Below are 23,659 nucleotides of genomic sequence, written 5' to 3' on the forward strand. Positions count from 1 at the left end.
TAGATCGGTTCCTCAGAACGACCAGCGAATGCCCGCAAGGAAATTCGGTCCCTGCGCATCGCTGCCAACCTCGTGCGAGGCGTTGGCCTCGAACTGCATGTTGGGGATGAACTCATGCTCATATCCAATCAGAACACTCCCGCCCGAGAAGTCGGTGGCCGCAAAGCTGAGGCTTTGGGTTGAGCCAAAGACAGTGACATCCGCATCCGAGTCGCCCAGACCCTGCCGGACAACGCCGGAAAGCTGACCGACCAACACGCCGCCTGTGTTCAGAGCCTTGGAGGCTTCGACACCCAAGCGGACCTCAATCACGTCAGTTGTGGCGTCGTCCACGGTCGCGTTCGCGGATGAGCCGGTTTCGGTGTAGCTGTCATCCTCTTGCCGGGTATAGCGGAGGTCGCCAAAACCGGTCAGGCCGATGGTGCCTGTGGTCTCGAAATCCCGCTCGACACCGGCGTAGACCGTCAGCAAGGTGCTGTCGAAATCGGCATCCGCATCAGCGCTGCCCGAAATCTCGCGCGTGCGGTCAGTGGATAGCCAGCCATAGCCCAGCCCGGCCTCGACCGTATAGTCGCCGATCTGACGTCCGATCGAGGCGTCGATATAGAAGCCGTCCGTGTCAAAATCGGTGGTGTCGGTGTCGCCATCCGTGCGGAACACACCCAGCCCAAAGGCCAGCGCGGTGCCATTGTCCAACTGTCCCGAAAAGCCGACGCTACCGTTGATCGCCGTGACATCCGTATCAATGCCCGGCACATTCTCGAACCGGCGTGAGGCCGCGTCGAGATGCACATAAGGACGAAAGCCACCAATGCTCAGGCCCGAGACATTGCCGGTTTCGGCATTGCGTGTGACCTGCGCAGCCTCATAGCGCAGCGCGCCGTTCGAGCTGCCGATGAGAGTGCCGTAATAGGCTACGATATCGGCCGATGTCAGAATTTCGGCCGGATCGACAGCGGCATAGACCGGTGCCGGGCCACCTTCATTCTGCACGAACCATCCCGACCGGCCGTCCGAGATAATCGTGTTGAAATCCTCTGTTCCTGGCGCGGCATCTTCGAAAAAGAACACCGAACTGCCGCCTTGGGCGAACAGATTGACCTGATGATCCTGAACACGGATCAAGCCGTCGACATTGTCCTGAGTGTCCAGATTCAGCGTCCCGGTTCCCGAGCCCAAGAAGATGGCATAGGCATCATCTGTGTCCGAACGCGCCGAGATAGAGCCAACCTCGGTAATCTCGCCGTCGAAATTCTGGATGTTCAGACCAAAGGCCTCGGACGTGTCGCCGCCCGAAGCAGCGGCATTGATCACGCCAGTATTGGCGAATGTGCCCTGCAAATCGGCAATAAACACACCACTGGCGTCGGCATCACCGGTTCCGTTTGCGATAGCGGCGACTGCCGTCAACTGGCCCGAGTTGGTGACTGCGTCATTGTAGACCCCGCCCAGAGACAACGCCTGCGCCGTTGCACCCAATGCGCCGGTGGCAGACGCAGAGACATTGCCGGTATTACTTGCGGCTGCATCGCTGCTGTTGCCCGTGAAAATACCCTGCGACAGCGCTTCATCGGTTTCTGAAATCGCCGTGGTCGAGATCGTACCCGAATTGGCAAAACTTCCCGTCAGTCCACCATTCGCGACAATGCCAGTTGCACGGGCCGAAGAAAGGGCCGAGGCTTCGGCAATCAGGGTGCCGTTGTTGGTCAGCACGCCATCAATGCCGCCATTCACAAGCAGACCAAAGGCGCGACCGTCGCCGGTTTCGGCTGATCCATTGGCCATGATTGTGCCTGAGTTGGTGAAATCTCCGTCCAACCCATTATTGGTCACGAAAACCCCGGCAGCGACACCCAGAGTTTGTCCGTTGGTTTCAACAGTAAGCGTGCCCGAGTTTTCAATATTTCCGGTCATGCCGTTGGCAATAAACGCCCCGAAAGCAGAGGCCGAGGAGCCACCGGACAGATTGTCCGCTTCGGCGCGGACGGTGCCGGAATTGACAAAGTCGCCATTCAAGCCGCCGCTGATGTCGATGGCGGATGCAAAGGCGTTGGTCGATCCTTCGGCCCGCACGTTCAGTGTGCCACTGTTTTCGATCTGTCCTGTCGAGGTGCTAGTGATGTCCAGGGCATGGGCGCGGGCCGACCCGGTGCTGGCTTCGGCCATTGCCGTAATTGTCTGGGTGTTCAGGAAGTTACCGTCAAACGGCCCGCCGACAATAAAGCCTGTAGCCACCGATGTTTGCGCCGCACTGGTTTGAGCGGCAATCGTGCCAGAGTTCGTGATGTCCCCATCGACCCCGCCAAAGGCGCGCAGGCCGAAGGCGCGGGCCTCGTTCGTGCTGCCAATGGCCGACACCATTAGGGTACCGCTGTTGCTGAAACTGCCAACCATCCCGTTAGTGATCGTATAGCCCCCGGCAGTTGCGGTCGAAAACGCTTCGGCCTGAATACGCAGAGTGCCAGTGTTGGTGATTGATCCGGTCAGGGTGTTGCGGATATCGGCAGCAGCCGCAAAGGCCGAGAAATCGCCCTCGGCTTCGACTGTGATTGTGCCGTCATTGATGATGTCACCGTCCATTCCACCAAAGACGCGCAGGCCAGAGGCCGTTGCCTCGGAGGTATCGCTTGTCACATTGATCTGAAGCGTGCCGGTGTTGGCGAAATTCCCGGTCAGCCCGTTGCGGATGTAAAAGCCGGTGCCAGATCCCTCGGAGGAAGCGTTGACCTGGATCATAAGCGTGCCAGTGTTGCGAATTTCCCCGATCAAGCCGCCATTGATCGTCAGGGCCCGGGCTTCGGCCGAACTACCCGTGGCGCTTATGGTGATCGTGCCACCATTGGTGAAATCACCGTCCATTTGTCCGCTGACAAACAGGCCAAAAGTCTCTGCCTCGGACGCGGTGGAGTCAGAGGCCAGCAGAATGGTGCCCGAGTTTTCGAAATCGCCGTCGAAATCGCCGCCTAGATAATAAGCCGCTCCGCTGGCAGATGCCGTCCCGGTGCCGCGTGCATCAATCGTCCCGCTGTTGGTGATGTTGCCAACCGTGTTGCCCTCAACATAGACAGCCGCGCCATCAGCGCTGCCCGAGGTCGTTTGCGCCGTTGCGACGATGGTGCCCGAGTTGATCAAGGCACCGTTCTGGTCGCCTTCGACATGGATGCCCCAGGCAGTCGCGTCATCCGCTGAACCATTGGCCAGAACTGAGATAGTGCCGGTGTTGTTGATGTCGCCGTTTACATCGGTGATCACCTCAACCCCGATGGCATAGACATCGTCCACCCCGTCCGTGGCCGTAGCGCTGATCGTGCCCGAGTTGGTCAGATTGCCGTTCAGACTTCCTTCAAACTGAAAGCCGAAGGCCGAGGCCTGTTCGCCCGTCTGGGCTGTGACTTGGATCGTACCGGCATTGTCGATGTCTGTTTCGGCGGGGTTCACGAACAGAAACCCGGCCGCAGCCACGTTTTCAGTCGGAACCGACGAGGACTGTACCAGTATGTCCCCGTTGTTTTCGATCGTCGCCGTTGATTGAGCAACACCGTCGACCACAGTTCCAATCGCCAATGCGACGGCATTGTCGCTGCTGACATTGACGTCGATTGTCCCGTTGTTCTGATATGTTCCGGCAAGATCGTCGTCAAACAGGACACCAAGGCCAAGTGCGGACCCATTGGCGTCGATATCAATGTCGATCGACCCGTTGTTGATAACCTGTCCGGTTTCACCCAGATCTCCGTTTAGCTCCAGGCCGAACCCAAGTTGTTCTCCGGGGGCGGGGCCTGAGATCGTTCCGTCATTGGTAAAGACGCTGGTGTAATCGGTGTTGATCTGCACGGCGGGGCCAGAATCCGCGGTCAGATTAACAGCCCCGGTTTCGGTGATCGTTATGTCCTCGTCGATGAGAAAGTCCGCCGGGGTCGTCTGCGGTGCAGAAATGACAACATCCGCAGAAGCAACAGTTGCGCAAGCGCTTACCGCTATCGAGGCCAGGAATACCGAAGGCGCAACACTGGCCACCCGGCCCTTCCACTTCACAACACGACCGCCTCTTGCCACATGTGCCGGCGTGTGCTGCTTTGCGCAACTATTCACTGCATACCCCCAAAGATGAACTCGTTAACGATATGTTAACATTAGTAGCCAATGCGAGTTGGGGGCGTAAATGGTGGAAAGTGTTTGGTTGGAAAATTTTTTCAGATTGCAAATTTGCAACAGCGGTCTTCGTATTGCGACTTCAAGATGCCCATCGTATCTTCTGGTCAACAAGCGTCGGAAAACGTTGAAATAAAAATTCAGCGCGTTTGTGCAAAAACCGAACCTTGTTGCACCCCAATGGACACCAATTTTTGAAGTATCTATGTGCCCTGGTGTTTCAACAATCCGCTAAAATGAGTCAGATTGTTTGATGTTTTCTATGTTTGTGGGCCGTTTTCGTCGAGCGCAACTTTTGCGCGAAAAGAGAAGGCGGCGCCAATTTAGCACCGCCTTCAACTGTTCAATGCAAAGTTTGCTACGGCAAACCTGTTTGTCAAAACATCAAACAGTAGCGCCCTTGATGCGAATTGCCGAACCCAAGGCCCCTGCGCACATCCCGACGACCACTGCGATAAGCAGTTCGCCTGTTCCGAAATTGGCGAATGACCAATGCGCAAAGATTAGCGTTTCAGCGACTCCAACAACGCCTCCCATCACCGCGCCAAGCAAGGGGTTGCGGGTCATCATACCCAGTGCCAGGCCCAATATACCGGGCAGGCTGATTATGTTGGCTCCGATTGTTCCCAGAAGTTCCAGCATATCTGCCTCCTTTTTACTCGGACCGATTGGTCAGGAATGACCGGATTTCTTCACTTCCGTCCGCCACCTGTTGACCCAGCGGTGTCGGTGCGTCAGCAGCCAGCTCTTCGGTGATTTCCTGATACCGCTGCAGATGTCCAGGTGGCAGGCTGTGCGCAATCCCCTGGTGGCAGTCGATGCAGGTCATGCCGGTGTCGATGGCACGCTGATGCTCGGACGCCGCACGATTTTCCTGAAGGGTGAAGTCCATATAGTCGAAGTTGTGACAGTTGCGGCATTCACGACTGTCTGAAGCTTTCATCTTTTTCCACACGGCGGTGGCCATGCTCAGTCGATGTTCTTCGTATTTCTCGGGCGTGCCGATGGTGCCAGCCAGCTCGTGATAGACATCCTTGACCGCCATGATCTTGGCTTTGATCTTGTGGTTCCACTCATGCGGCACGTGGCAATCCGAACATATAGCCCGCACGCCCGAGTGGTTGTTGTAGTGGATCGTCTCGCGGTATTCGCCAAGGTTCGTTTCCATCGTGTGGCACGAGGTGCAGAACTCTTCGGTATTGGTCAGTTCCAGGGTCCAGTGGAACCCACCCCAGAACAGGATACCGGCCAGAAACCCTGCCAGCACCAAAAAGCCCGAGCTGAACAGAACGGTCGGTGTCCAGATCGCATTCCAGATGCGGCCGATCCAGCCGCGTTTTTCGGGGGAGTCTGCCATTTCGGTGCTCCTTTCAGTCAAGCGTTGGATCAGTTTCCGGAAGAAGGTTCAAAAACGTTATCGACAAGCGCCGGCGTGTCTGCCTGTGGGACATGACACTGGTTGCAGAAGTACCGAGTACCGGCGATTTGATCCAGTTCACGTCCTTCGCGGTCCAGATAGTGCGTCATCGATAAAGTGGGTGCGTTGCGCTCACCCGCCTTTGTCCAGTCGTGGCAGGACAGGCATTGGTTGGTCCGCAGATCGATTTGGTATTGTTCGATTGAATGCGGGATCAGCGGAGGTTGCTGCCGGTAATTCCTCTGCATACGCCCTTCGATAGTGCGGTGGACCTGATCGAGTGGAACGGGTTCATCAACCTCGGCCCCGCGCAGGGCTTCGACTTGCGCGGATTGGGCAAGGGCGAAACCGCTCAGGAGTATGACGGGGATCAGGGCTGTGACGCCGGTCAGGATTAGCTTGTTCATCTTGGCACTCCCTTAGGTGGGTCTGGCTGCGCGCTGAATGGGCGCGGGAACGGGTTCGGAAGGTGCGGCGACGTGGTCGTCGAACCGGTGAGTAAACTTGAAAACATCAACCGCGCAAACATCGATACAGCGGCCGCAATTCGTGCAGTCGGGCGACAGGATCAGCGGTGTGGTGCCGGTTTTGCCGCGCAACGCGGGTGAGATGACGTGGTTTTCCGGGCAGACGGCAAAGCAATCCATGCAGTCGTCACAGGCTGCGCGATTGGGCGCGCTGACACGCAACATCGCTTTGGTGCCGATCAGGCCATAGAATGCTCCGACCGGGCACAGGTGCCCGCACCATCCGTGGCGTGACACGAACAGGTCGAAGAAGAAGATCGCAACGATCATCGCCCAGACAAAGCCCGCGCCAAAGATCAGGCCACGATGCAGCATGGTGATCGGGTTGATCAGTTCCCACGCGATGACCCCGGACAGACCCGAGACGATCAGTACCGTGGCCAATATCCACAGCCGCGTACCGCGTTTGGGTTGCCAGCCTTTGGGCAGGCCTAGCTTGCGGTGCAGCCAATGGGCGGCATCGGTTACCGGGTTGATCGGGCAGACCCAGGAGCAATAGACGCGCCCGCCGATCAGCGCGTAGGCGACCAGAACAATCAGGCCTCCGATCAGGGCGGTCAGTTCGGGCCAGTGCCCGGCAACCACGCTTTGCAGCAGCACAAGAGGGTCGGTCAGCGGCAGCACGCCAAGGGTCAACGACCCGGCCAGCGTGCCCTGTACGATCCAGATGCCAAACCACGGGCCCAGCAGAAACAGAACCAGAAAGAACAGTTGAGAGGCACGGCGCAGCAGCAGGTATTTGTGCGCGCCGATCCAGCCTTTGACTTCGATGGCTTCCTGTCCGACAGGCATATGGGTGCGGGTGCTCATTGTCCGGCCCCCGGCAAATTGTACTCCGGCGCAAAGCCGCCAGGCGTGACCAGATTATCGGTACCCGGTCCGGGCAGGCGGTCGGGCAGGTCTATGATACCTTCGACCACAGGCGCGCCTTTGGCGGCTTTTTCTTCCCAGCCTTTGCGATAGTGGTCGGCACTGCTACCGCGTGCCAGCCGGGTGGGCAGAACCTTGATCGCGGCTTCCGGTAGAACGCAGCTTTTCTCGCACATTCCACAACCGGTGCAGCGGTCGCCGTGTACGGTAGGGAGGAACAGCGCGTGGTGACCCGAACGGGTGTTATGCGCGGTCTCAAGCGTGATTGCCTCGTCAATCACGGGGCAGACGCGGTAGCAGACGTCGCACCGCAGCCCCAGGAAGTTCAAGCAGTTTTCCTGATCGACCAGAACGGCCACCCCCATGTCGGCGTCGTCGATGTTGTCCAGCGAGGGGTCCAGCGCCCCAGTGGGGCAGGCGGCGACACAGGGAATGTTGTCACACATCTCGCAAGGCACGTCGCGAGCGGTGAAATAGGGTGTGCCGGTGGCGACGGCATCGACGCCAAGCTCGGCAAGTTTCAGCGTGTCATAGGGGCAGTCCCGCACGCACAGGCCGCAACGGATACAGGCGGACAGGAAGTCTTGTTCCGGCAAGGCACCGGGGGGACGCAAGGCCTCGGCCGGCAAAGCCCGCGCGTCGCGTGCCAGCCAGGCCAACAAGGACCCGGCCGCCACGCAGCCGCCAGCGGCGCGCGCCGAGTCCTGCAGGAACCGGCGCCGCCGCGGCGAGAGGGGAGAGCCAACACCAGACATGGGTCTTACCTTTACCTTGCCAGTCTCTTACGCGCGCTCGACCTTACAGGCGCATTTCTTGTAGTCGGTTTCCTTCGACAGCGGGCAGGTTGCATCCAGCGTCAGTTTGTTAGTCAGTTGGTGCTCGTCAAACCAAGGCATGAAGACCAGCCCACGTGGCACCTTGTTGCGCCCGCGGGTTTCGACCCGGCTGGTCACCTCGCCCCTGCGAGTGGACAAAACAATTTCCTGACCGCGCCGCAGACCGCGATCCCGGGCGTCGTCGGGGTGCATGAAAACAACAGCTGATGGGAAGGCGCGGTGCAATTCCGGAACCCGGCGGGTCATCGAACCCGAATGCCAGTGTTCCAGAACCCGACCAGTACAGAGCCACAAGTCGTATTCATTGTCCGGCTCTTCAGCAGCAGGTTCGTAAGGCGCGAAGATAATTTTGGCCTTGCCGTCCTTGTGGCCATAGAATTTCACGTCGGCCCCTTCGGGCACATAGGGGTCATAGCCCTCGCGGAAACGATAAAGCGTTTCTTTACCGTCCACGACCGGCCAACGCATACCGCGTGCCTGATGGTACATTTCGAAAGGTGCCAGATCGTGCCCATGGCCGCGCCCGAATTCGGCGTATTCTTCGAACAATCCTTTCTGCACGTAAAACCCAAAATGCTTTGCTTCGTCATTGTCGAAACCTTCGGCGGTTTCAGAAAGCGGGTATTTGTCCACATTCCCGTTCTGGAACAGAACCTCGAACATCGTCTTGCCGCGATGCTCTGGCATCTTGGCCAGCAGCTCTTCGCCCCAAACTTCTTCTACGGTGAAGCGTTTCGAGAATTCCATCAGCTGCCAAAGGTCGGACTTAGCCTCGCCCGGGGCTTTAACCTGTTGATGCCAGAACTGAGTGCGGCGCTCGGCGTTTCCATATGCGCCTTCTTTCTCGACCCACATAGCCGTTGGCAGGATCAGGTCAGCTGAAACTGCGGTGACGGTTGGATAGGGATCTGAAACTGTGATGAAGTTTTCAGGATTGCGATAACCGGGGTACCCTTCCTCATTGATATTCGGGGCGGCTTGCATGTTGTTGTTGCATTGAACCCAATACGCGTTCAGCACACCGTCTTTCAGCATTCGGTGTTGCAAAACAGCGTGGAAGCCAGGTTTTGGCGGGATTGTACCTTCGGGAATTTTCCATGCGGTTTCGCAAATCTCGCGGTGCTCGTCATTCGCGACAACCATGTCCGCGGGCAGGCGATGGGCAAATGTGCCAACCTCTCGGGCGGTGCCGCAGGCAGATGGTTGGCCGGTCAGCGAGAAGGGCGAGTTGCCGGGTTCGGAAATCTTGCCAACCAAAAGGTGGACGTTGTACATCAGCGAGTTCACCCACGAACCGCGCGTATGCTGGTTGAAACCCATGGTCCAAAGGCTCATGACTTTCCGGTTCGGATCCGCATATTGTTTCGCAAGTTTCTCAAGCTTGTCAGCGGGAACACCTGAGAGTTCAGATACATATTCCAAAGTGTAAGGCTCAACAGCTTTGGCATATTCTTCGAAGCTGATGGGTTCCATTTTGCCCGAGTTCGGGTTTTCCGCGTCTTGCTGAAGTTGGTTTTCGTCGCGCAGGCCGTAACCGATATCGGTTGCCGTCTTGGTGATGTTTACGTGCTTTTTGACGAAGTCTTCGTTCACCGCGCCATTCTGAATGATGTAGTTGGCGATGTAGTTCAGGATCGCCAAATCGGTCTGTGGGTTGAACACGATGCCATTGTCCGCCAATTCGAAAGAACGATGTTCAAATGTTGACAGAACATGAACTTCGCTGCCCGGTTTGGTCAAACGCGTGTCTGTCAGGCGCGACCACAGGATGGGGTGCATTTCGGCCATATTGGAACCCCACAGAACGAATGTGTCTGCGTGCTCGAAATCGTCGTAGCAGCCCATCGGCTCATCTATGCCGAAGGTCCGCATGAACCCAACAACAGCAGAAGCCATACAATGGCGCGCGTTGGGGTCGATGTTGTTGGAGCGGAAGCCCGCTTTCATCAGCTTGGCGGCGGCATAGCCTTCCCAGACCGTCCACTGACCCGAGCCGAACATGCCCACGCTGGTCGGGCCTTTCTTGGCCAGCGCCTCTTTCCACTTAGCGGCCATGACATCAAAGGCTTCGTCCCAGCTGACCGGTTCGAACTCGCCATTCTTGTCGTATTCGCCATTGGTCTTGCGCAGCAACGGAGTGGTCAGGCGGTCTTTGCCATACATGATCTTGGACAGGAAATAGCCCTTGATACAGTTCAGGCCGCGGTTCACCGGCGCGTCCGGGTCGCCCTGAGTGGCCACAACGCGGCCTTCCTTGGTGCCAACCAGAACGGAACAGCCCGTTCCGCAGAACCGGCACGCGGCCTTGTCCCAGCGGATATCCGGTGTCGCCGCCTGAGCGTCGGCCGCGCCTGTGGCCAGCGGAATACCGGCGGCCGAGGCCGTGGCTGTGGCCGCAGTGGCCTTGAGGAATGTCCGGCGTGATTCAGAATGTGTCATAGCGTGAGCCTCCGGCTGGTGGTTTGGCTTAGGGCATCGGGACGCGGGCGGGTCTCTGCAAGGTCCTCGAAATGGTGATAGGTCAACGTCAGAGACACGACCCCGGGGATCTGGTGCAGATCCATGATGGTCTCGGACGCAAGGCGTTCAGGGGTATCTTCGACCACGACGACGAAACGGCCGTCTTCGGTCTGGGCGTGGATTTCCACACCCGGTGTATCGCTCATGGATTGCGCCGCAGCCGTAGCGTAGTCGGGCGCGACATGGGCAAGGCAACCGCAGATGTTCATTGCACAGCTTCCATTTTGAGTTGAGGGGTGTGGTCCAGCGAGATGGCATCCGCCGGGCAAACGGTAGGGCAGAGCCCGCAGCCGGTGCAGGCCGCCACATCCAGTGTCGGTTTGGCCCGACCACCGGTTTGCAGCGAGAACCGGATCGCGCTTTCTTCGCAATTGTCCTGACAGAGGCGGCAACTGACGCCATTCATCGACAGGCAGGAGTCCAGCTTCAGCGCGGCACGCCAGGGCCAGTTGGACACAAGGTCGATATCCAAAGCAGGGGTTGGGCAGGCATTGGCGCAGTCACCGCAAAAAGTGCAAGGATTGTCTGAGGGTTGAAAAACAGGAAAGCCGTCCGCAGCGATTGCAATCACGTCCTCAGGACAAGCCGAGGCGCAATCGCCGCATTTCGTGCAGTGCTTCAGAAAGTCAGGCCCGACCGATCCCGGAGGTCTGGCTGTCACACCGTCCTCATCGTGAAATCTCGCGCTCAGGAAGGCGCGCCGGGTAGTCACTTGGCCCATTCTCAAAGACCTGGCTTTGCTAGATTCTGTTCGTCGCTATTCCCGATTAACGGCTTCGTTCAGCGCCGGATTTGATATTGATCAATTTCTTGGCAGTTTTTGCATGGAACTTAAAAAAATATGCATGCAAAAAATCTGTTTTGTCAAATTGTTGCAGGTGCGCTGACAGCCCGGCAAGCGTCGGGACTGACAAAGACAAGCCAATTTATCTTTTGGGCTTCGCCGTTCTGAGCAGCAGAATGAAAACGAAAATCGACCCCAGTGAGGTCGTCACAATTCCGACCGGCAGTTCTTGCGGGGCAAGCATCAGGCGGCTGAGGATATCGGACCCGGTCAACAGCACCGCGCCAACCACGGCTGCCGTCGGGACAAGGTGATTGTGCAAAGGACCAGCGATGCCGCGCGCAATATGTGGAACCATCAGGCCAACAAAGCCGATCACTCCGGCGACCGACACAAAAACGGCGGTCGCGAGTGCTGCAACAAAGAACATTTTGAACCGTAGCGACTGAACCGGAACGCCCAGTGTTGTTGCCGTGACATCTCCGGTCAGCAGCGCATCCAGCCAGCGGCTACGATAGAGGGCATAGGCCAGAATAAGCGCCAGCCCGGCGCAGACCAGCGGGAAGGTTTCCCATCGCGCCAGACCCAAACCGCCAAGCATCCAGAAGATGACGGAATGGGCAGCACGGTTGTCGCCTGCGAAAATCAGGTAATTGGTTAGGGCTGAGAACAGGAAGGACACCGCAAGCCCGGCTAGAATCAATTTCTCAGGCGCGCTCGTCCGCAATCCGTGTACCAAAGCCAGCACGATGCCAGAGGCCACCAGCCCTCCGCAAAACGCCGCCAGCGGCAAGGTCCAGAACCCCAGAATGTCCCCGGTTACGGTGATGACGAACACAGCACCCGCTGCAGCGCCCGAAGACAGCCCGAACAGAAACGGGTCGGCCAGATCGTTCCGAGTGGTTGTCTGCAAGACAACGCCGACAATCCCCAAACCAGCGCCGATCACGGCCGCAAACAGCGCGCGGGGCAGGCGCAGGTCAAAGACGATACGGTGCAGGGGCGACACGTCTCCATCCACAAGGCCTGTGCCCAGCAATATGGCCTTGAATGTATCGGACAGAGGGATGGATGTGGTTCCGTAGATTGTTGAAACCAGAAGAAGGGCGGCCAGAATGACCGCCCCCACCAAAAGTGTCAGCCCCAGACGGCCCAAATTAGTTCAGGCCCTTATGCATGGCCTGTGCCATTTTCGAGATCGCCTGAATGTTCGCGGGTCCCGGCGTTAGTTCTTCGTACCGCAGACCGATCCAGCGCTCGTTTTTGACCGCATCGGTTTGCGACATCACCGGGTGCTCTTGCAGGAATTTGAACGTATCCACCGCGCCATTTCCGGTTTGATAGTCCAACAGCACCAGGAACTCGGGGTTCGCGGCGGCGACGGCCTCCCAAGAGCTTCGGCCCCAGCTTGTATCCATGTCATGGGTCACGTTCTGACCGCCCGCAGCGGCAATCATCGCATCAGGGATGGCGTATTTTCCGGCGGTGAAGGGCGCATCAGCGGGCCCGTCCAGCAGGAACACGCGCGGTTTCGGCAGATCGGCGGTTTTCGCCTCAATCGCGGCCAGCTCGTCTTTCCAGCTTGAAACCAACGCTTCGGCCTTGTCTTCAACATGCATGACCTTGCCCAGACGCAGGACATCGTCAAACAGCAGGTCCATGCTGGCCTTTGGGCGGTCCTTATGCAGGTGAACGCAGCTTTCCGACAGGATCATAGTCTTGATCCCGAAGGGCGCCAGCGTTTCCGGTGTCACATCACCGCCGGGCCGCATTCCGTAGTACCAACCGGCAAAGAACAGGTCGGGTTCAACGGCCACCAGGTTCTCGACCGTCGGATATTTCGGGGCCAGTTCCGGGATATCGCCGCGCAGCGAGTCGAACTCGGGGCTGGTTTTGTACCAGCCGGTAATCCCGGTCAGGCCGACGATCTTGTCTTGTAGACCCAGTGCAAAGGCCATGTCGGTCATGTTCATGTCATGCACGACCAGACGCTCGGGCTGGGTTTCAAACACCAGCGGTTCGCCGCAATTGTTGACGGTAACTTCATGCGCGGCGGCACCGCCCGCCATGGCTGTAACCAGCGCCACGGACAAGATGTGTTTCATTCGGAAATGCTCCTAACTGGATTGGAAACTGAGGTTTTTCGGATGTCTAGCGCCGGGATCAAGCGGCCCTCGTGCTGGAAAAACAGGTAATCGACACCGAACGTGTCACGCACGCGGTCGGTGGTCAGCACGTCGGCCACAGGTCCGAACCCGGTAAGACGGGTGGATTTCATCAGCGCGACATGCGTCGCAAATTCCGGGATCATGACCAGATCGTGGACGATCATCACCACTGTGATCCCCAGCCCGGCCACCAGTGACAACATCCGCCCCTTGGCGTCCGGGTCCAGATGGTTGGTGGGCTCGTCCAGAAACAGCAGTGCCGGGTTTTGTGCCAATGCCCGCGCGATATGGGCGCGCTGCCGTTCCCCGCCCGACAGAACCGCCATGCGCTTGTCGGCCAGATCGTTCAGGCTGGTCAGGTCCAAAATTCGCGCAAGATCGGCGGCATGGGCCTCGGCCGAGCGGTCGGACCGGATCGGGATCTGTCCCAGCGCTACATACTCGCGCAAGGAGAGCCGCCCGTCGGGATATTCCTGCTGGCTGACAACAGCGATCATCCGCGCACGCTCGGTCGCCGACATGCTGCGCAAATTTCGCCCCTTGAACAATACATTGCCGTCAGAAGGATGCTCGGACCCGCATAGAAGGTTCATCAGCGTTGTCTTGCCCGCGCCGTTGGGCCCGGCGATGGCCAGAACCGCGCCTTCGTGAAGCGCAAAGGTGATGTCCTGAAGCAGAACTTCGCCGTGATAGGCGTGATAACCGACGCCGTTGACCTGAAGGAACGCATGTTCGGTCATGTGGCCTCCGTCGCCAAGGGCGGCATCCGCGACAAGGTCTTGTGCAACAGCGCCTCGGGGCGATCCGTTGCCTTGGTCCAACCTGTGGAACTGTTTTGGTATTGCCGCGCGAAAGCGGCCAAAGCGTCGATATCGGCCGAGGTTTGAATTTCGCCAAACAGATATTGTGCCTTCGCACCCGCCTGAAATCCAACGGTCAGTGGGTGATCGCAGCCGGCCATACACTCGATCATCCGTGTGCCGTAGCCCTCGGGCAGGCGCTCGCGCAGGGCCTCGGCAATCGATAGCGCCGCCTCTGCCCCTTGGCAGGTCGTGCAGATCAGCACCACATGATCCGTCATGCTCCGCCCCACCTGCATGCCAGACGGGCAGGGAGAGGAACGGTTCTGATGACATCGGGTCGATGTGACATTGAGCCTCTTTCCAGGACACCCCGCCCCGGTTTGGTTGCGTTTGAGATGGCAGGTCTCCTGACTCGCGGGTCTGTGCTTGGCCACCCTTCCCGACCTGATCCGGCCAGTGGGATATTGGCGTCGCTCACCGCCTACAGTTGCGGGGGCAGTTACGGATTTGGTCTGCACCTTACCGTATTCCCTTTTCATCCCGCGCGTGCAGCATCGGGAACCATCGTAGCGTCACTGCCTCAGATCAGAGCATGGGTCAATATGGATTCCGCAACGTTCCGGTGAAGACAGCGCAAAGGATATTGCTGCTCAGTGGGCAATCAGTTATGCTGCGACGCAGCAAAATTTGAAAGCCGAGGCTACGTTTTGCGGGCTCAAGGGTGCTGGAGGTACTATTGTGACCCCGAACTGACCTGCATCAATTAAACCCGCGACCCAAGTCGGTAAGACGTCCGAAAAACCAAAGTTGGCACGCTATGAAAATCCAGGAAAATAAAACCTTCGAGCAGCTCAAGGTTGGCGACGCGGCACAACTGACCCGCTTGTGCACGGTTGACGACCTTTATGCTTTTGCCTCGGCCTCGGGCGATCACAATCCGCTGCATCTGGCAACCTATGACGGGGATGGCGACGGCCTTGCCGAAGCCGTCGCACCCGCGCTGTGGCCCGCCGGTCTGGTCGCAGCCGTGCTGGGAAACTACATGCCCGGCGCCGGAACGCAGACTCGCCGCGCGGATTTGGCCTTCCACCTCCCGGTGCTTGCGGGTGAAGAACTGACTGCCTTTGTCGCTGTTGAGGAAAAGCGCGACGATGGTGATCTGCTCTGCTCAGCCGAAGTGCGACGGGTCGTTGACAATGCACTGGTTCTCAGCGGCACCGTTCAGGTCACACCGCCTTCGACGCATATGGAGTTCGACTCGGTCGAGGTCCCTGGCCTGATCGTGCAGCGGCACCGCCATTTCGACGCGCTGTTGGAAAAAGCGCGCCCACTAGAGCCGATGCCAACCGCCGTTGTTGCGCCAGAAGAGCCCAACTCTCTGAGCGGCGCGTTGCTGGGGCATGCCAATCATATTATTTCGCCGATCCTCGTCGGGAACCCCGATAAAATCGCCGCTGCTGGCGCTGAGCTGGGGGCCGACTTGTCTGGCATCGAAATTGTCGAGGCCCGCAGCCACGGCATCGCCGCGCACCGTGCCGTGGATCTTGTAGTCGACGGACGCGCGCAGACCCTGATGAAGGGGTATCTGCATACCGATGAGTTGCTGCACGCGGTTTTGCGTCGTGAAAAAGGGCTGCGCACAGGGCGGCGACTGTCACATGTGTTCGTAATGGATGTTCCGGGCATGTCGCGCCCGATCATGGTGACGGATGCGGCGGTGAATATTGCGCCTGATTTGGAAACCAAGGCGGATATCGTGCAAAACGCGATTCACCTGGCACATTCTTTGGGAATCGAACAGCCCAAGGTCGGCGTGTTGTCGGCGGTTGAGACGATCAACCCGCATATGCCGTCATCGGTCGATGCGGCCTTGCTGTCGAAAATGGCCGAGCGCGGTCAGATCACCGGCGGGTTGGTCGATGGGCCGCTGGCGATGGACAATGCGGTTGATCTGAACGCCGCCCGTACCAAAGGGATCACGTCAGAGGTTGCCGGTGCTGCCGATATTCTGGTCGCGCCTAATATTGAGGCCGGGAATATGGTGGCAAAACAGTTGACCTTCATCTCTCATGCCGAGGCGGCAGGGGTCGTGATCGGTGCGGTCGTTCCCATCATTTTGACGTCACGATCCGATGATGATGCCTCGCGATTGGCATCCTGTGCTGTAGCCGCGCTTCATGCGCATGCAAACAAGGGTAAAATCCATGGCTGATCATGTTGTGGCGCTGAACGCCGGGTCTTCTTCCCTGAAATTCGCGCTTTATGAGCTGGTTGAGGGCAATCGCCCCAGTATGCGCTGGCGTGGCCAGATCGAACGTTTGGGCGACGCACCACGTTTGCTGGCCCAATCCGCTGGAGGACGCTCGATCGACCGTCCTTTGACCAACACCAAAAGCCATGACGAGGCGATCCACGCCTTTCTGGAAATGGCGCGGGAATACCTGCCGGACATCCATGTACGTGCCATCGGGCACCGCGTCGTCCACGGGGGCACTGTTTATTCCGAGCCGGTGCGCATTGACGCCTCGGTTGTCGAGACGTTGTCTGGGTTCATACCTTTCGCGCCGCTGCATCAGCCCTATAGTCTTGCAGGGATACGCGCAGCCAGCGCGGCCTTCCCGGACACGGCGCAGATCGCCTGCTTTGACACGGCGTTCCATCGGACACACCCTTGGGTCAACGACACCTTCGCCCTGCCGCAGAGCTACTATAACAAAGGCGTACGACGGTACGGGTTTCACGGGCTCAGCTACGACTACATAACGCAAAAGCTGAAAGAGATCGCGCCGGGCTTGTACGACGGGCGCGTGGTTATTGCGCATCTGGGTAACGGGGCCTCGATGTGTGCGGTTTCGGGTGGTCGGGCGGTGGCCTCGACTATGGGGTTCTCGGCGCTGGACGGGTTGCCAATGGGAACGCGTAGCGGGCAGCTTGACCCTGGTGTTGTGCTTTACATGATGCAGCAGGAAGGCCTGTCGGCGGATGAGATTGCCGAGATTCTGTATCGCAAATCCGGTCTGCTGGGTCTGTCGGGGATATCGTCGGACATGCGCACCCTTCTGTCCGCTGACACGTCCGAGGCGCGTAAGGCCATTGACTATTACGTCTTCCGCATACGCCGCGAATTGGGCGCATTGTCAGCCGCACTGGAAGGGATCGACGCGCTGGTCTTTACGGGTGGTGTTGGCGAGAACTCGGCCGCAATCCGGCAGATGGTGTGTGACGGCATGCGTTGGATCGGGATCGAGATGGATCACGCCCGGAATGCCGATGGTGGCACGGTTCTTTCAACCGATTTCAGCCGCGTGCGGATTCTGTCGATTCCGACGAATGAGGAAATGGTGATCGCCCGCGCGGCTGCGAACCTAATGGAGTGACCTAGTCCTGCGGCTTTTTACGGGTCTTGGCGTATTTCAGCAGGACCCCAAGAAGTGCACTGACAATTTCAGGTGTCAGCGTGCCAAGCGGATCGCGCCTAATGCCGGTTACGGCGTTGCGCGCATCCGCGAAGTTTTCTCGGATTTCGGTTTCAATATCTCGCAAAGCCATGTCGCGCAGTTCGACGGCATCCGACGTGTCTGTCTGTGCCGTCATGGAATTCGCAACTGCCGCAAGCAGAACGGCCACCACCAGATCAATCCCGGCCACAATCAGCGCGGCCGAGGTCGTCGACAGAGTCTCTGACAGCCAGAAAAACCCGGCCACGTTCAGCATCACGGCGGCAAGACCCACGGCAAGACCTGCTGCGGCATAGATGCCTGTGCGCTTTGCGGCAACTGCGACTTGACGCTGTGCAATCAGCCGTTCAGCGCGCAAAATGATCGAGATATTTCGGGAAATGCGGCTCATGTCAGACTCCTACCGGGATCGACCGATCATGTACCCAAGCGCAAAGACGCCAAGGGCGAATAGGATGGGCTTTTTATGCGGCAAATCCTCGAATTCTGTCAGAACTTCATCAATTTGGGCAGTCCAATGGCCGAGGTTGTCGACGAATGCATCGGCTGGTTCCGGGGCCTTGGGTGGCTCGGGGTTGGCGTGTTCGGCCAACTGGCGGCGCAGTTCGGCGACCTCTGCTTCCAATTCTGCTTTTGTTACCATGGTTGCGTCCCTCTACCGCGATGAACCGCATGTTAGACGGTTTTTCTGTTTCGGTAAAAGGGACTTATCCAGATAGTTGAGCGGGCCAGTGCTTAGCCTGTGCGGCACCAGACGCAATCATGATCCGAAAGCGGCGTACCTTCGTCCGAGATTGAAGTCAGAATGCCTTTGTCTAGGCACTTCAGACCCCGTCCGGCCAGCCAATCCAGTTTCATGACTCGCTCAGGATGCGGAGTGATCAGGCTGGGTCGGGTTGTAGGACCTTCTGCGGTGAAAGACCATGAGTAGCCTTGGCGTTCGGCCAACCCAAACAAGGTTTCACGTCGCCAGTCAAAATCGGGGGGCAGATGGTTGCCGGTGTTCAGGTCCCCACCGATCAGAACGGGCAGTCCGGGCGCAAACGCGTCGATTTCATCTAACAACCGTTGGAACTGTTGATGGCGGTGCGCTGCATCTGCGTTGCTTTCCAGATGAGTGGACACAACGCAAAGCGAACCCTGCGTGGCCGGGATAATGGCGGCGATGGCATTGCGACCGCCGACCCGCGGTTGATCCGGGTCCGTCGCGCCAGTGTCCGAGGCAAACCAAGGGCCGTGATCGTCCAGCCGTATCATCGCCGTGCGTTCAAACGGCACCGAGGACAGGATTGCGTTCCCATGCCAGCCTAGACTGTTGAAGTCATCCGTGCAAAAGCCCCGCTCGGTCGCGCCGCCGAGATCAAGTTCGTGAAACTCGACACCATAGGCGTAGGTCATGCCAAGCGCGTCGGCCATCACTTCAGTGGTATGCCGCTGTGCAGTGCGGGCCATGCCGTGATCGACCTCGGACAACAAGACGATATCGGGGCAGACCTTGCCAAGATGTGCGGCGGTTTCTTCGGGGAAAAGACACCGTTCCACATTCCAGGCAGCCACTGTGAAATCGCTTTGCAAATGAGTGGACGTAGCACGGCCTCCAACTTGCACGGCATTCATGGCAGGCAGGCTGGACAGCAAATCGCGATGCGCTTCAGCCGTGCGCGGCGCAGCCAAGATCGCATTACGCTGTTCCAGCGTCACGGCGGGCAATGTCTCAAACGTTTGCACCGTCACAGTTTGCGCCCTGTTTCGGTATCAAACAGCCGCAGGGCCTCGGGCTTCAAATTCAATGTCACGGTCCCGGTGGAGGCTGCATCATCCTTGCCGATCATCACCGAAAAAGGTTGTTCCCCCACCACGCCATGCAACAGGCGATGGGCGCCGAGCTCTTCCAGAATGTCTACACGGAACGGGATGTTGCCGTGATCGTCCAGTACCACATCCTCGGGGCGAATGCCCAAAGTCACCGGCCCGTTTTGCGAAGCAGGTGCTGGCATCAGACCGTCATAGCCATTGATGCGCACTTCTCCTTGCTCGACCTGAGCTCGGATCAGGTTCATCGGCGGTGCCCCCATGAATGAGGCCACAAAGGTCGAGGCTGGGTTGTGGTAGATTTCCGACGGCGTGCCGATCTGTTCGATCCGGCCAGCGTTCAGGACGATGATCCGGTCGGCCATCGTCATCGCCTCGACCTGATCATGGGTCACGTAGACGGCTGTGGTGCCAAGGCGGCGTTGCAGGGCCTTAATCTCGATCCGCATCTGGTTGCGCAGCTTGGCGTCGAGGTTCGACAACGGTTCATCAAACAAGAACAGCGCCGGATCACGCACTACGGCGCGGCCCATTGCGACGCGCTGACGTTGACCACCCGACAGCTGCGCTGGTTTGCGGTCCAGATATTCGGTCAGGTTCAGCATCTTGGCGGCGTCTTCGACCTTGGCCGCTATCTCGGAGGCCGGGTTGCCGCGATTCTTGAGGCCATAGCCGATATTTTTTCGGACGGTCATATGCGGGTAGAGCGCATAGTTCTGGAACACCATCGCGATGTCCCGGTCCGCCGGATCCACGTCATTGACCACCCGGCCGCCGATCTTCAGTGTACCTTCGGTGATCTCCTCCAACCCCGCGATCATCCGCAGCAGGGTGGATTTGCCACAGCCCGAGGGGCCGACCAGCACGACAAACTCGCCGTCCTGAATGGTGAAGCTGGCGGTCTGAACCGCCTGAAAGCCGTTGGGATAGACCTTGCGGATGCCCTCTAATGAAACCTGAGCCATGCGCGTATTCCTTATTTGTCGGATTCTGTAAGGCCCTTAACGAACCAGTTTTGGAAAAAGACGACGATCGCCACGGGTGGGATCATCGCGACAATGGCCAGCGCCAATGCCTGCCCGTGTTCTGGGATCTGACTATCTGTGTAGGACAGCACGATCTGTTTGATGCCCCGGACCAGGGTGAAAAAGCTCTCATCCGTCGTGATCAGTGTCGGCCACAGATATTGGTTCCAGCCAAAGACAAACATGATGATGAAGATCGCAGCGATCATCGTCCGGCTAAGCGGTACAAGGATATCGACAAAGAACTTCCATGGGCCTGCGCCGTCGATCCGGGCGGCCTCGGCCAGCTCCTCAGGGACGGACATGAAGAACTGACGGAAAAAGAACGTGCCGGTTGCGGATGCGATCAGCGGTACGATCAGACCGGTATAGGTGTTTGTCAGGCCCAGTTTCTGGATCGCCTCGTATGAGGGCAGGATGCGCACCTCCAGCGGCAGCAACAGGGTGGTGAAGATCACCCAGAAGGCCAGCGTGGCAAAGCGCAGGCGAAAATAGACGATGGCATAGGCCGCCATCATCGAGATGATAATCTTGCCCACCGCAAAGCCGATGCCAAGGATGAAGGAATTCATCAGCATCAGCGTGCCATCCACCGTCTGGGTGAACCCACCCTTTTCGAACATGGCGGCATGGAAGTTCTTGCCCAGATTGTCGCCCAGCGTCAGCTGCAACCCCTCGCGGTGGATCGTCACAGCGTCATGGCTGGCCGTGGTCAGCGCCAGCAGCGGTGGTATCATCATCAGCAAAGCGCCTAGGATCAGGGCGGTGTGATCGCCGATCGCGCCCCATTTGATGCGGCGGGGACGATGGGTTTCAACGGGAGTTTCGAGTGTTGTCTCTGCCATGTCCAAAGCCCTTACGTATAGTGAATCCGGCGTTCCACCAGGCGGAACTGAAACACGGTCAGGATCAGCACCAGCACCATCAGGATCACCGATTGCGCGGATGAGCCGCCAAGGTCATTGCCCCGGAACCCGTCCAGATAGACCTTGTAAACCAGCGTCATCGGGTTGTTGCCCGGCTCACCCTTCATCAGCGCGTCGATAACGCCAAAGGTGTCGAACAGCGCGTAGGTGATGTTGATGATTAGCAGGAAGAACGCGGTGGGGGCCAGCAGCGGGAAAGTCACCTGCCAGAACCGTCCGGTAGCCGAGCGGTTGTCGATCATCGCCGCCTCGCGCACGGATCGCGGAATGGATTGCAGGCCCGAGAGGAAAAAGATGAAATTGACCGGGATCTGCTTCCACACGGCCACGATGACCATAGCGGTGGCCGTGGCGTTATAGTCCACGCCCAGTTTGAAATTCCAGCCGAACATCTGGAAAAACTTGGTCAGCGGCCCAGTGCTTTGATCAAAGAATAGGATGCCCAGAAACCCGGCCACAGGTGGTGCGATGGCATAGACCCACATCAGAAGCGTGCGATAGGTCTTTGCCCCTCGGATTACCTTGTCCGCCTTGACCGCTAGCAGCAGCGCGATGGCGAGCGAAAAGAACGTCACAAGCACCGAATAAAGGATCGTGAACCCTGCCACGCGCTTGTACTGATCATTGCCCAGCAGCGAGGTATAGTTTTCCCCCCCTACAAAGGTCGAGCCGAACCCAAACGGGTCCTGCAAGTAGAACGAGGATTGCAAAGCCCAGCCCGCAGGCCAGTAGAAGAAGATGGCAATGATCAGCAGTTGCGGCATCAGCAGCGCCACAGGAAGCCAGATCGTGTCAAAGCCCGCGCGTTTCATGAATGGTTCCGTGCGAATAATGAGCGATGGTCGCACCCGGAGGCGCGACCATCCAGGGGGTGATAACGGGGATTAACCCTGGGTCTTACCAAAGCGTGCCAGCAGTTCGTTGGCTTCTTTTTCGATTGTCTTGAAGGCGGTCTCGACGTCGGTTTCACCAGTCAGGATACGTCCATATTCGCGGTTCATGATGTCGCGGATCTGGACGTAAAAGCCCATGCGGTAGCCCTTGGTGTTGTCGCCCGCCTTAGCCTGCAACTGGTTCACACCAACTTCGGCGGCCGGGAAGCGGTCATAATGGCCGTCTTTCTTGGCAACCTCATATGCGGCTTCGGTGATCGGTACGTATCCGGTTTCCTGGTGCCAGAAGTACTGGGTTTCAGGCGCGGTTAGGAAGCGGAAGAACTCAGCCGTGGCCTTGTTCTCGTCGTCCGATTTGCCGGACATTGCGAACAAAGCGGCGCCACCGATGAAGGTTTGGGTAGGCTCGGCGGTCACGGCTTCCCAATAGGGCAGCTCGGTTGCACTGAATTCGAACGGCAGGTCTTTTTGCAGGAGGCCACCAAAAGAGCCCGACGAACCCAGCCACATGGCGACTTTGCCTTCTTCGAACGGCTTGGCGTTGTCGCCCCAGCCGGTACCATACCATTCGAACAGACCTTCGTCTTTCCAATCGGTCACGGCGGTGAAGTGGGCCTTGATGGCGTCATTGTTCACCAGGATCTGCGTGTCGATGCCGTCATAGCCATTGTTGTTGGTGGCAAACGGCAGGTTGTGGCGCGACATGAAGTTTTCGGTGAAAATCCAGGGCAGGTGCGACTGGCTGAGCGCGATGTAGCCCGCGTCTTTCAGCGCAGGAGCAGTGGTTGTCTGGAACTCTTCCCAGGTTTTCGGCGGAGTGACACCTGCAGCTTCCAGCGCGTCCACGTTGAAATACAGGATTGGCGTGGACGAGTTGAAGGGCATGCCGATCATCTTGCCGTCGCTGTCGGCATAGAAATACCGCACACCGGCGATGTAGTCGTTGATGTCGAAATTCACGCCATTATCGGCCAGCAGATCCTGAACGGGGATAGTTGCTCCCTTGGCTCCGATCACGGTGGCGGCACCGGCGTCGAAGACCTGCATGACGTTGGGCTGCTCGCCCGCACGGAAGGCGGCGATACCTGCGGTCAGTGTTTCCTCATAGCTGCCCTTGTAGACCGGAGTGATCTTGTAATCGTCCTGCGAGGCGTTGAAATCTTCGGCAATCTTGTTGACGGTTTCACCCAGTTGGCCGCCCATTGCGTGCCACCATGTGATCTCGGTTTCGGCAAAAGTTGCGGTCGCAGTAAAGGCGAGTGCGGCGGCGGTAGCGCTGAAGGTCAGCTTGGTCATGTCTCTCTCCGGTTTGGCCGCGGACCAAGGTTTTGGTCAGCGCACCAGGTTGCGGGGCCGAAGCCCCAGGCAGCGTCAAAAATCTGCACAAATAGGGCGAATCCCATTCGTGATGCACATCTTGTGCACACGTGGTCACATACGCTTTGCATGTGACAGTTCGGTGAAAGAT

22 protein-coding genes and 1 riboswitch are annotated in these 23,659 nt (G+C 58.3%); of the genes, 2 read left to right on the forward strand and 20 right to left on the reverse strand.

Going from position 1 to position 23,659, the window contains the following annotated elements; all coding sequences use genetic code 11:
* Positions 1 to 12: 12 nt before the first annotated feature.
* The 13 genes from GOV79_RS22595 to GOV79_RS12245 form a co-directional block, all read right to left on the reverse strand.
* Positions 13 to 4,035 carry a beta strand repeat-containing protein gene (locus GOV79_RS22595; RefSeq protein WP_170789975.1) on the reverse strand — a complete coding sequence of 1,341 codons (4,023 nt, stop codon included), beginning with the start codon at positions 4,033 to 4,035 and terminating at the stop codon, positions 13 to 15.
* 501 nt (positions 4,036 to 4,536) lie between these two features.
* Positions 4,537 to 4,794, reverse strand: a complete 258-nt coding sequence (locus GOV79_RS12190) for a hypothetical protein (RefSeq protein WP_170773424.1) — start codon at positions 4,792 to 4,794, stop codon at positions 4,537 to 4,539.
* 13 nt (positions 4,795 to 4,807) lie between these two features.
* Positions 4,808 to 5,509, reverse strand: coding sequence for a NapC/NirT family cytochrome c (locus GOV79_RS12195; RefSeq protein ID WP_170773426.1), 702 nt, complete (start codon positions 5,507 to 5,509; stop codon positions 4,808 to 4,810).
* A gap of 29 nt (positions 5,510 to 5,538) precedes the next feature.
* Positions 5,539 to 5,976, reverse strand: a complete 438-nt coding sequence (locus GOV79_RS12200; RefSeq protein ID WP_170789976.1) for a nitrate reductase cytochrome c-type subunit — start codon at positions 5,974 to 5,976, stop codon at positions 5,539 to 5,541.
* Positions 5,977 to 5,988: 12 nt separating this feature from the next.
* Positions 5,989 to 6,906 (reverse strand): quinol dehydrogenase ferredoxin subunit NapH, encoded by a 918-nt coding sequence (napH, locus tag GOV79_RS12205; protein WP_170789977.1) that lies wholly within the window; start codon positions 6,904 to 6,906, stop codon positions 5,989 to 5,991.
* Positions 6,903 to 7,721 carry a ferredoxin-type protein NapG gene (napG, locus tag GOV79_RS12210; protein ID WP_170789978.1) on the reverse strand — a complete coding sequence of 273 codons (819 nt, stop codon included), beginning with the start codon at positions 7,719 to 7,721 and terminating at the stop codon, positions 6,903 to 6,905. Before napG ends, napH begins: the two co-directional genes overlap by 4 nt.
* Before the next feature lie 27 nt (positions 7,722 to 7,748).
* Positions 7,749 to 10,241 (reverse strand): nitrate reductase catalytic subunit NapA, encoded by a 2,493-nt coding sequence (napA, locus tag GOV79_RS12215; RefSeq protein WP_170789979.1) that lies wholly within the window; start codon positions 10,239 to 10,241, stop codon positions 7,749 to 7,751.
* Positions 10,238 to 10,531 carry a chaperone NapD gene (locus GOV79_RS12220; RefSeq protein ID WP_170773436.1) on the reverse strand — a complete coding sequence of 98 codons (294 nt, stop codon included), beginning with the start codon at positions 10,529 to 10,531 and terminating at the stop codon, positions 10,238 to 10,240. The genes napA and GOV79_RS12220 overlap by 4 nt, the downstream gene beginning before the upstream one ends.
* A complete protein-coding gene (locus GOV79_RS12225) occupies positions 10,528 to 11,043 on the reverse strand; it encodes a ferredoxin-type protein NapF (protein WP_170789980.1) in 516 nt (171 codons plus the stop codon). Before GOV79_RS12225 ends, GOV79_RS12220 begins: the two co-directional genes overlap by 4 nt.
* A gap of 205 nt (positions 11,044 to 11,248) precedes the next feature.
* Positions 11,249 to 12,262 (reverse strand): FecCD family ABC transporter permease, encoded by a 1,014-nt coding sequence (locus GOV79_RS12230; protein ID WP_170773440.1) that lies wholly within the window; start codon positions 12,260 to 12,262, stop codon positions 11,249 to 11,251.
* 1 nt (position 12,263) lies between these two features.
* A complete protein-coding gene (locus GOV79_RS12235; RefSeq protein WP_170789981.1) occupies positions 12,264 to 13,211 on the reverse strand; it encodes an ABC transporter substrate-binding protein in 948 nt (315 codons plus the stop codon).
* Entirely contained in the window at positions 13,208 to 14,014 is an 807-nt protein-coding gene (locus GOV79_RS12240; RefSeq protein WP_170789982.1) for an ABC transporter ATP-binding protein, read from the reverse strand. The genes GOV79_RS12235 and GOV79_RS12240 overlap by 4 nt, the downstream gene beginning before the upstream one ends.
* Positions 14,011 to 14,355: a DUF1636 family protein gene (locus GOV79_RS12245; RefSeq protein ID WP_170789983.1), complete on the reverse strand. Its 345-nt coding sequence runs from the start codon at positions 14,353 to 14,355 to the stop codon at positions 14,011 to 14,013. The genes GOV79_RS12240 and GOV79_RS12245 overlap by 4 nt, the downstream gene beginning before the upstream one ends.
* 102 nt (positions 14,356 to 14,457) lie before the next feature.
* Positions 14,458 to 14,657, reverse strand: a riboswitch (cobalamin riboswitch).
* 237 nt (positions 14,658 to 14,894) lie between these two features.
* Here GOV79_RS12245 and GOV79_RS12250 point away from each other — a divergent pair.
* Both GOV79_RS12250 and GOV79_RS12255 read left to right on the forward strand, forming a co-directional pair.
* Positions 14,895 to 16,289: a bifunctional enoyl-CoA hydratase/phosphate acetyltransferase gene (locus GOV79_RS12250; RefSeq protein WP_170789984.1), complete on the forward strand. Its 1,395-nt coding sequence runs from the start codon at positions 14,895 to 14,897 to the stop codon at positions 16,287 to 16,289.
* Positions 16,282 to 17,454 carry an acetate/propionate family kinase gene (locus GOV79_RS12255; protein WP_170789985.1) on the forward strand — a complete coding sequence of 391 codons (1,173 nt, stop codon included), beginning with the start codon at positions 16,282 to 16,284 and terminating at the stop codon, positions 17,452 to 17,454. Before GOV79_RS12250 ends, GOV79_RS12255 begins: the two co-directional genes overlap by 8 nt.
* Position 17,455: 1 nt before the next feature.
* On the opposite strand, the gene GOV79_RS12260 is transcribed toward GOV79_RS12255, so the two are convergent.
* From GOV79_RS12260 to GOV79_RS12290, 7 genes are all read right to left on the reverse strand, one after another.
* Entirely contained in the window at positions 17,456 to 17,926 is a 471-nt protein-coding gene (locus GOV79_RS12260; RefSeq protein ID WP_170789986.1) for a phage holin family protein, read from the reverse strand.
* 9 nt (positions 17,927 to 17,935) lie between these two features.
* Positions 17,936 to 18,178 (reverse strand): hypothetical protein, encoded by a 243-nt coding sequence (locus GOV79_RS12265; RefSeq protein ID WP_170773454.1) that lies wholly within the window; start codon positions 18,176 to 18,178, stop codon positions 17,936 to 17,938.
* A gap of 92 nt (positions 18,179 to 18,270) precedes the next feature.
* Positions 18,271 to 19,269, reverse strand: a complete 999-nt coding sequence (locus GOV79_RS12270) for an endonuclease/exonuclease/phosphatase family protein (protein ID WP_331252570.1) — start codon at positions 19,267 to 19,269, stop codon at positions 18,271 to 18,273.
* Complete coding sequence (locus GOV79_RS12275; protein ID WP_170789987.1) at positions 19,266 to 20,312, reverse strand: ABC transporter ATP-binding protein; 1,047 nt, start codon at positions 20,310 to 20,312, stop codon at positions 19,266 to 19,268. Before GOV79_RS12275 ends, GOV79_RS12270 begins: the two co-directional genes overlap by 4 nt.
* An 11-nt stretch (positions 20,313 to 20,323) precedes the next feature.
* Entirely contained in the window at positions 20,324 to 21,217 is an 894-nt protein-coding gene (locus GOV79_RS12280) for an ABC transporter permease subunit (protein ID WP_170789988.1), read from the reverse strand.
* Positions 21,218 to 21,228: 11 nt separating this feature from the next.
* On the reverse strand, positions 21,229 to 22,110 hold the full coding sequence (locus tag GOV79_RS12285; RefSeq protein ID WP_170789989.1) for an ABC transporter permease subunit: 882 nt from the start codon (positions 22,108 to 22,110) through the stop codon (positions 21,229 to 21,231).
* A 72-nt stretch (positions 22,111 to 22,182) separates the two neighbouring features.
* Positions 22,183 to 23,487 carry an extracellular solute-binding protein gene (locus tag GOV79_RS12290; protein ID WP_170773473.1) on the reverse strand — a complete coding sequence of 435 codons (1,305 nt, stop codon included), beginning with the start codon at positions 23,485 to 23,487 and terminating at the stop codon, positions 22,183 to 22,185.
* Positions 23,488 to 23,659: the final 172 nt, after the last annotated feature.

The sequence above is a fragment of the Ruegeria lacuscaerulensis genome, from assembly GCF_013034745.1.
GTDB classification, from domain to species: domain Bacteria; phylum Pseudomonadota; class Alphaproteobacteria; order Rhodobacterales; family Rhodobacteraceae; genus Ruegeria; species Ruegeria lacuscaerulensis_B.

Coding starts and splice junctions, on each gene's coding strand:
- GOV79_RS12260 (WP_170789986.1), bottom strand. CDS start 17,926: ATGAGCCGCATTTCCCGAAATATCTCGATCATTTTGCGCGCTGAACGG.
- GOV79_RS12220 (WP_170773436.1), bottom strand. CDS start 10,531: ATGAACATCTGCGGTTGCCTTGCCCATGTCGCGCCCGACTACGCTACG.
- GOV79_RS12255 (WP_170789985.1), top strand. CDS start 16,282: ATGGCTGATCATGTTGTGGCGCTGAACGCCGGGTCTTCTTCCCTGAAA.
- GOV79_RS12265 (WP_170773454.1), bottom strand. CDS start 18,178: ATGGTAACAAAAGCAGAATTGGAAGCAGAGGTCGCCGAACTGCGCCGC.
- GOV79_RS12200 (WP_170789976.1), bottom strand. CDS start 5,976: ATGAACAAGCTAATCCTGACCGGCGTCACAGCCCTGATCCCCGTCATA.
- napH (WP_170789977.1), bottom strand. CDS start 6,906: ATGAGCACCCGCACCCATATGCCTGTCGGACAGGAAGCCATCGAAGTC.
- GOV79_RS12245 (WP_170789983.1), bottom strand. CDS start 14,355: ATGACGGATCATGTGGTGCTGATCTGCACGACCTGCCAAGGGGCAGAG.
- GOV79_RS12275 (WP_170789987.1), bottom strand. CDS start 20,312: ATGGCTCAGGTTTCATTAGAGGGCATCCGCAAGGTCTATCCCAACGGC.
- napG (WP_170789978.1), bottom strand. CDS start 7,721: ATGTCTGGTGTTGGCTCTCCCCTCTCGCCGCGGCGGCGCCGGTTCCTG.
- GOV79_RS12285 (WP_170789989.1), bottom strand. CDS start 22,110: ATGAAACGCGCGGGCTTTGACACGATCTGGCTTCCTGTGGCGCTGCTG.
- GOV79_RS12240 (WP_170789982.1), bottom strand. CDS start 14,014: ATGACCGAACATGCGTTCCTTCAGGTCAACGGCGTCGGTTATCACGCC.
- GOV79_RS12280 (WP_170789988.1), bottom strand. CDS start 21,217: ATGGCAGAGACAACACTCGAAACTCCCGTTGAAACCCATCGTCCCCGC.
- GOV79_RS12235 (WP_170789981.1), bottom strand. CDS start 13,211: ATGAAACACATCTTGTCCGTGGCGCTGGTTACAGCCATGGCGGGCGGT.
- GOV79_RS12250 (WP_170789984.1), top strand. CDS start 14,895: ATGAAAATCCAGGAAAATAAAACCTTCGAGCAGCTCAAGGTTGGCGAC.
- GOV79_RS12225 (WP_170789980.1), bottom strand. CDS start 11,043: ATGGGCCAAGTGACTACCCGGCGCGCCTTCCTGAGCGCGAGATTTCAC.
- GOV79_RS12190 (WP_170773424.1), bottom strand. CDS start 4,794: ATGCTGGAACTTCTGGGAACAATCGGAGCCAACATAATCAGCCTGCCC.
- GOV79_RS12290 (WP_170773473.1), bottom strand. CDS start 23,487: ATGACCAAGCTGACCTTCAGCGCTACCGCCGCCGCACTCGCCTTTACT.
- GOV79_RS12195 (WP_170773426.1), bottom strand. CDS start 5,509: ATGGCAGACTCCCCCGAAAAACGCGGCTGGATCGGCCGCATCTGGAAT.
- napA (WP_170789979.1), bottom strand. CDS start 10,241: ATGACACATTCTGAATCACGCCGGACATTCCTCAAGGCCACTGCGGCC.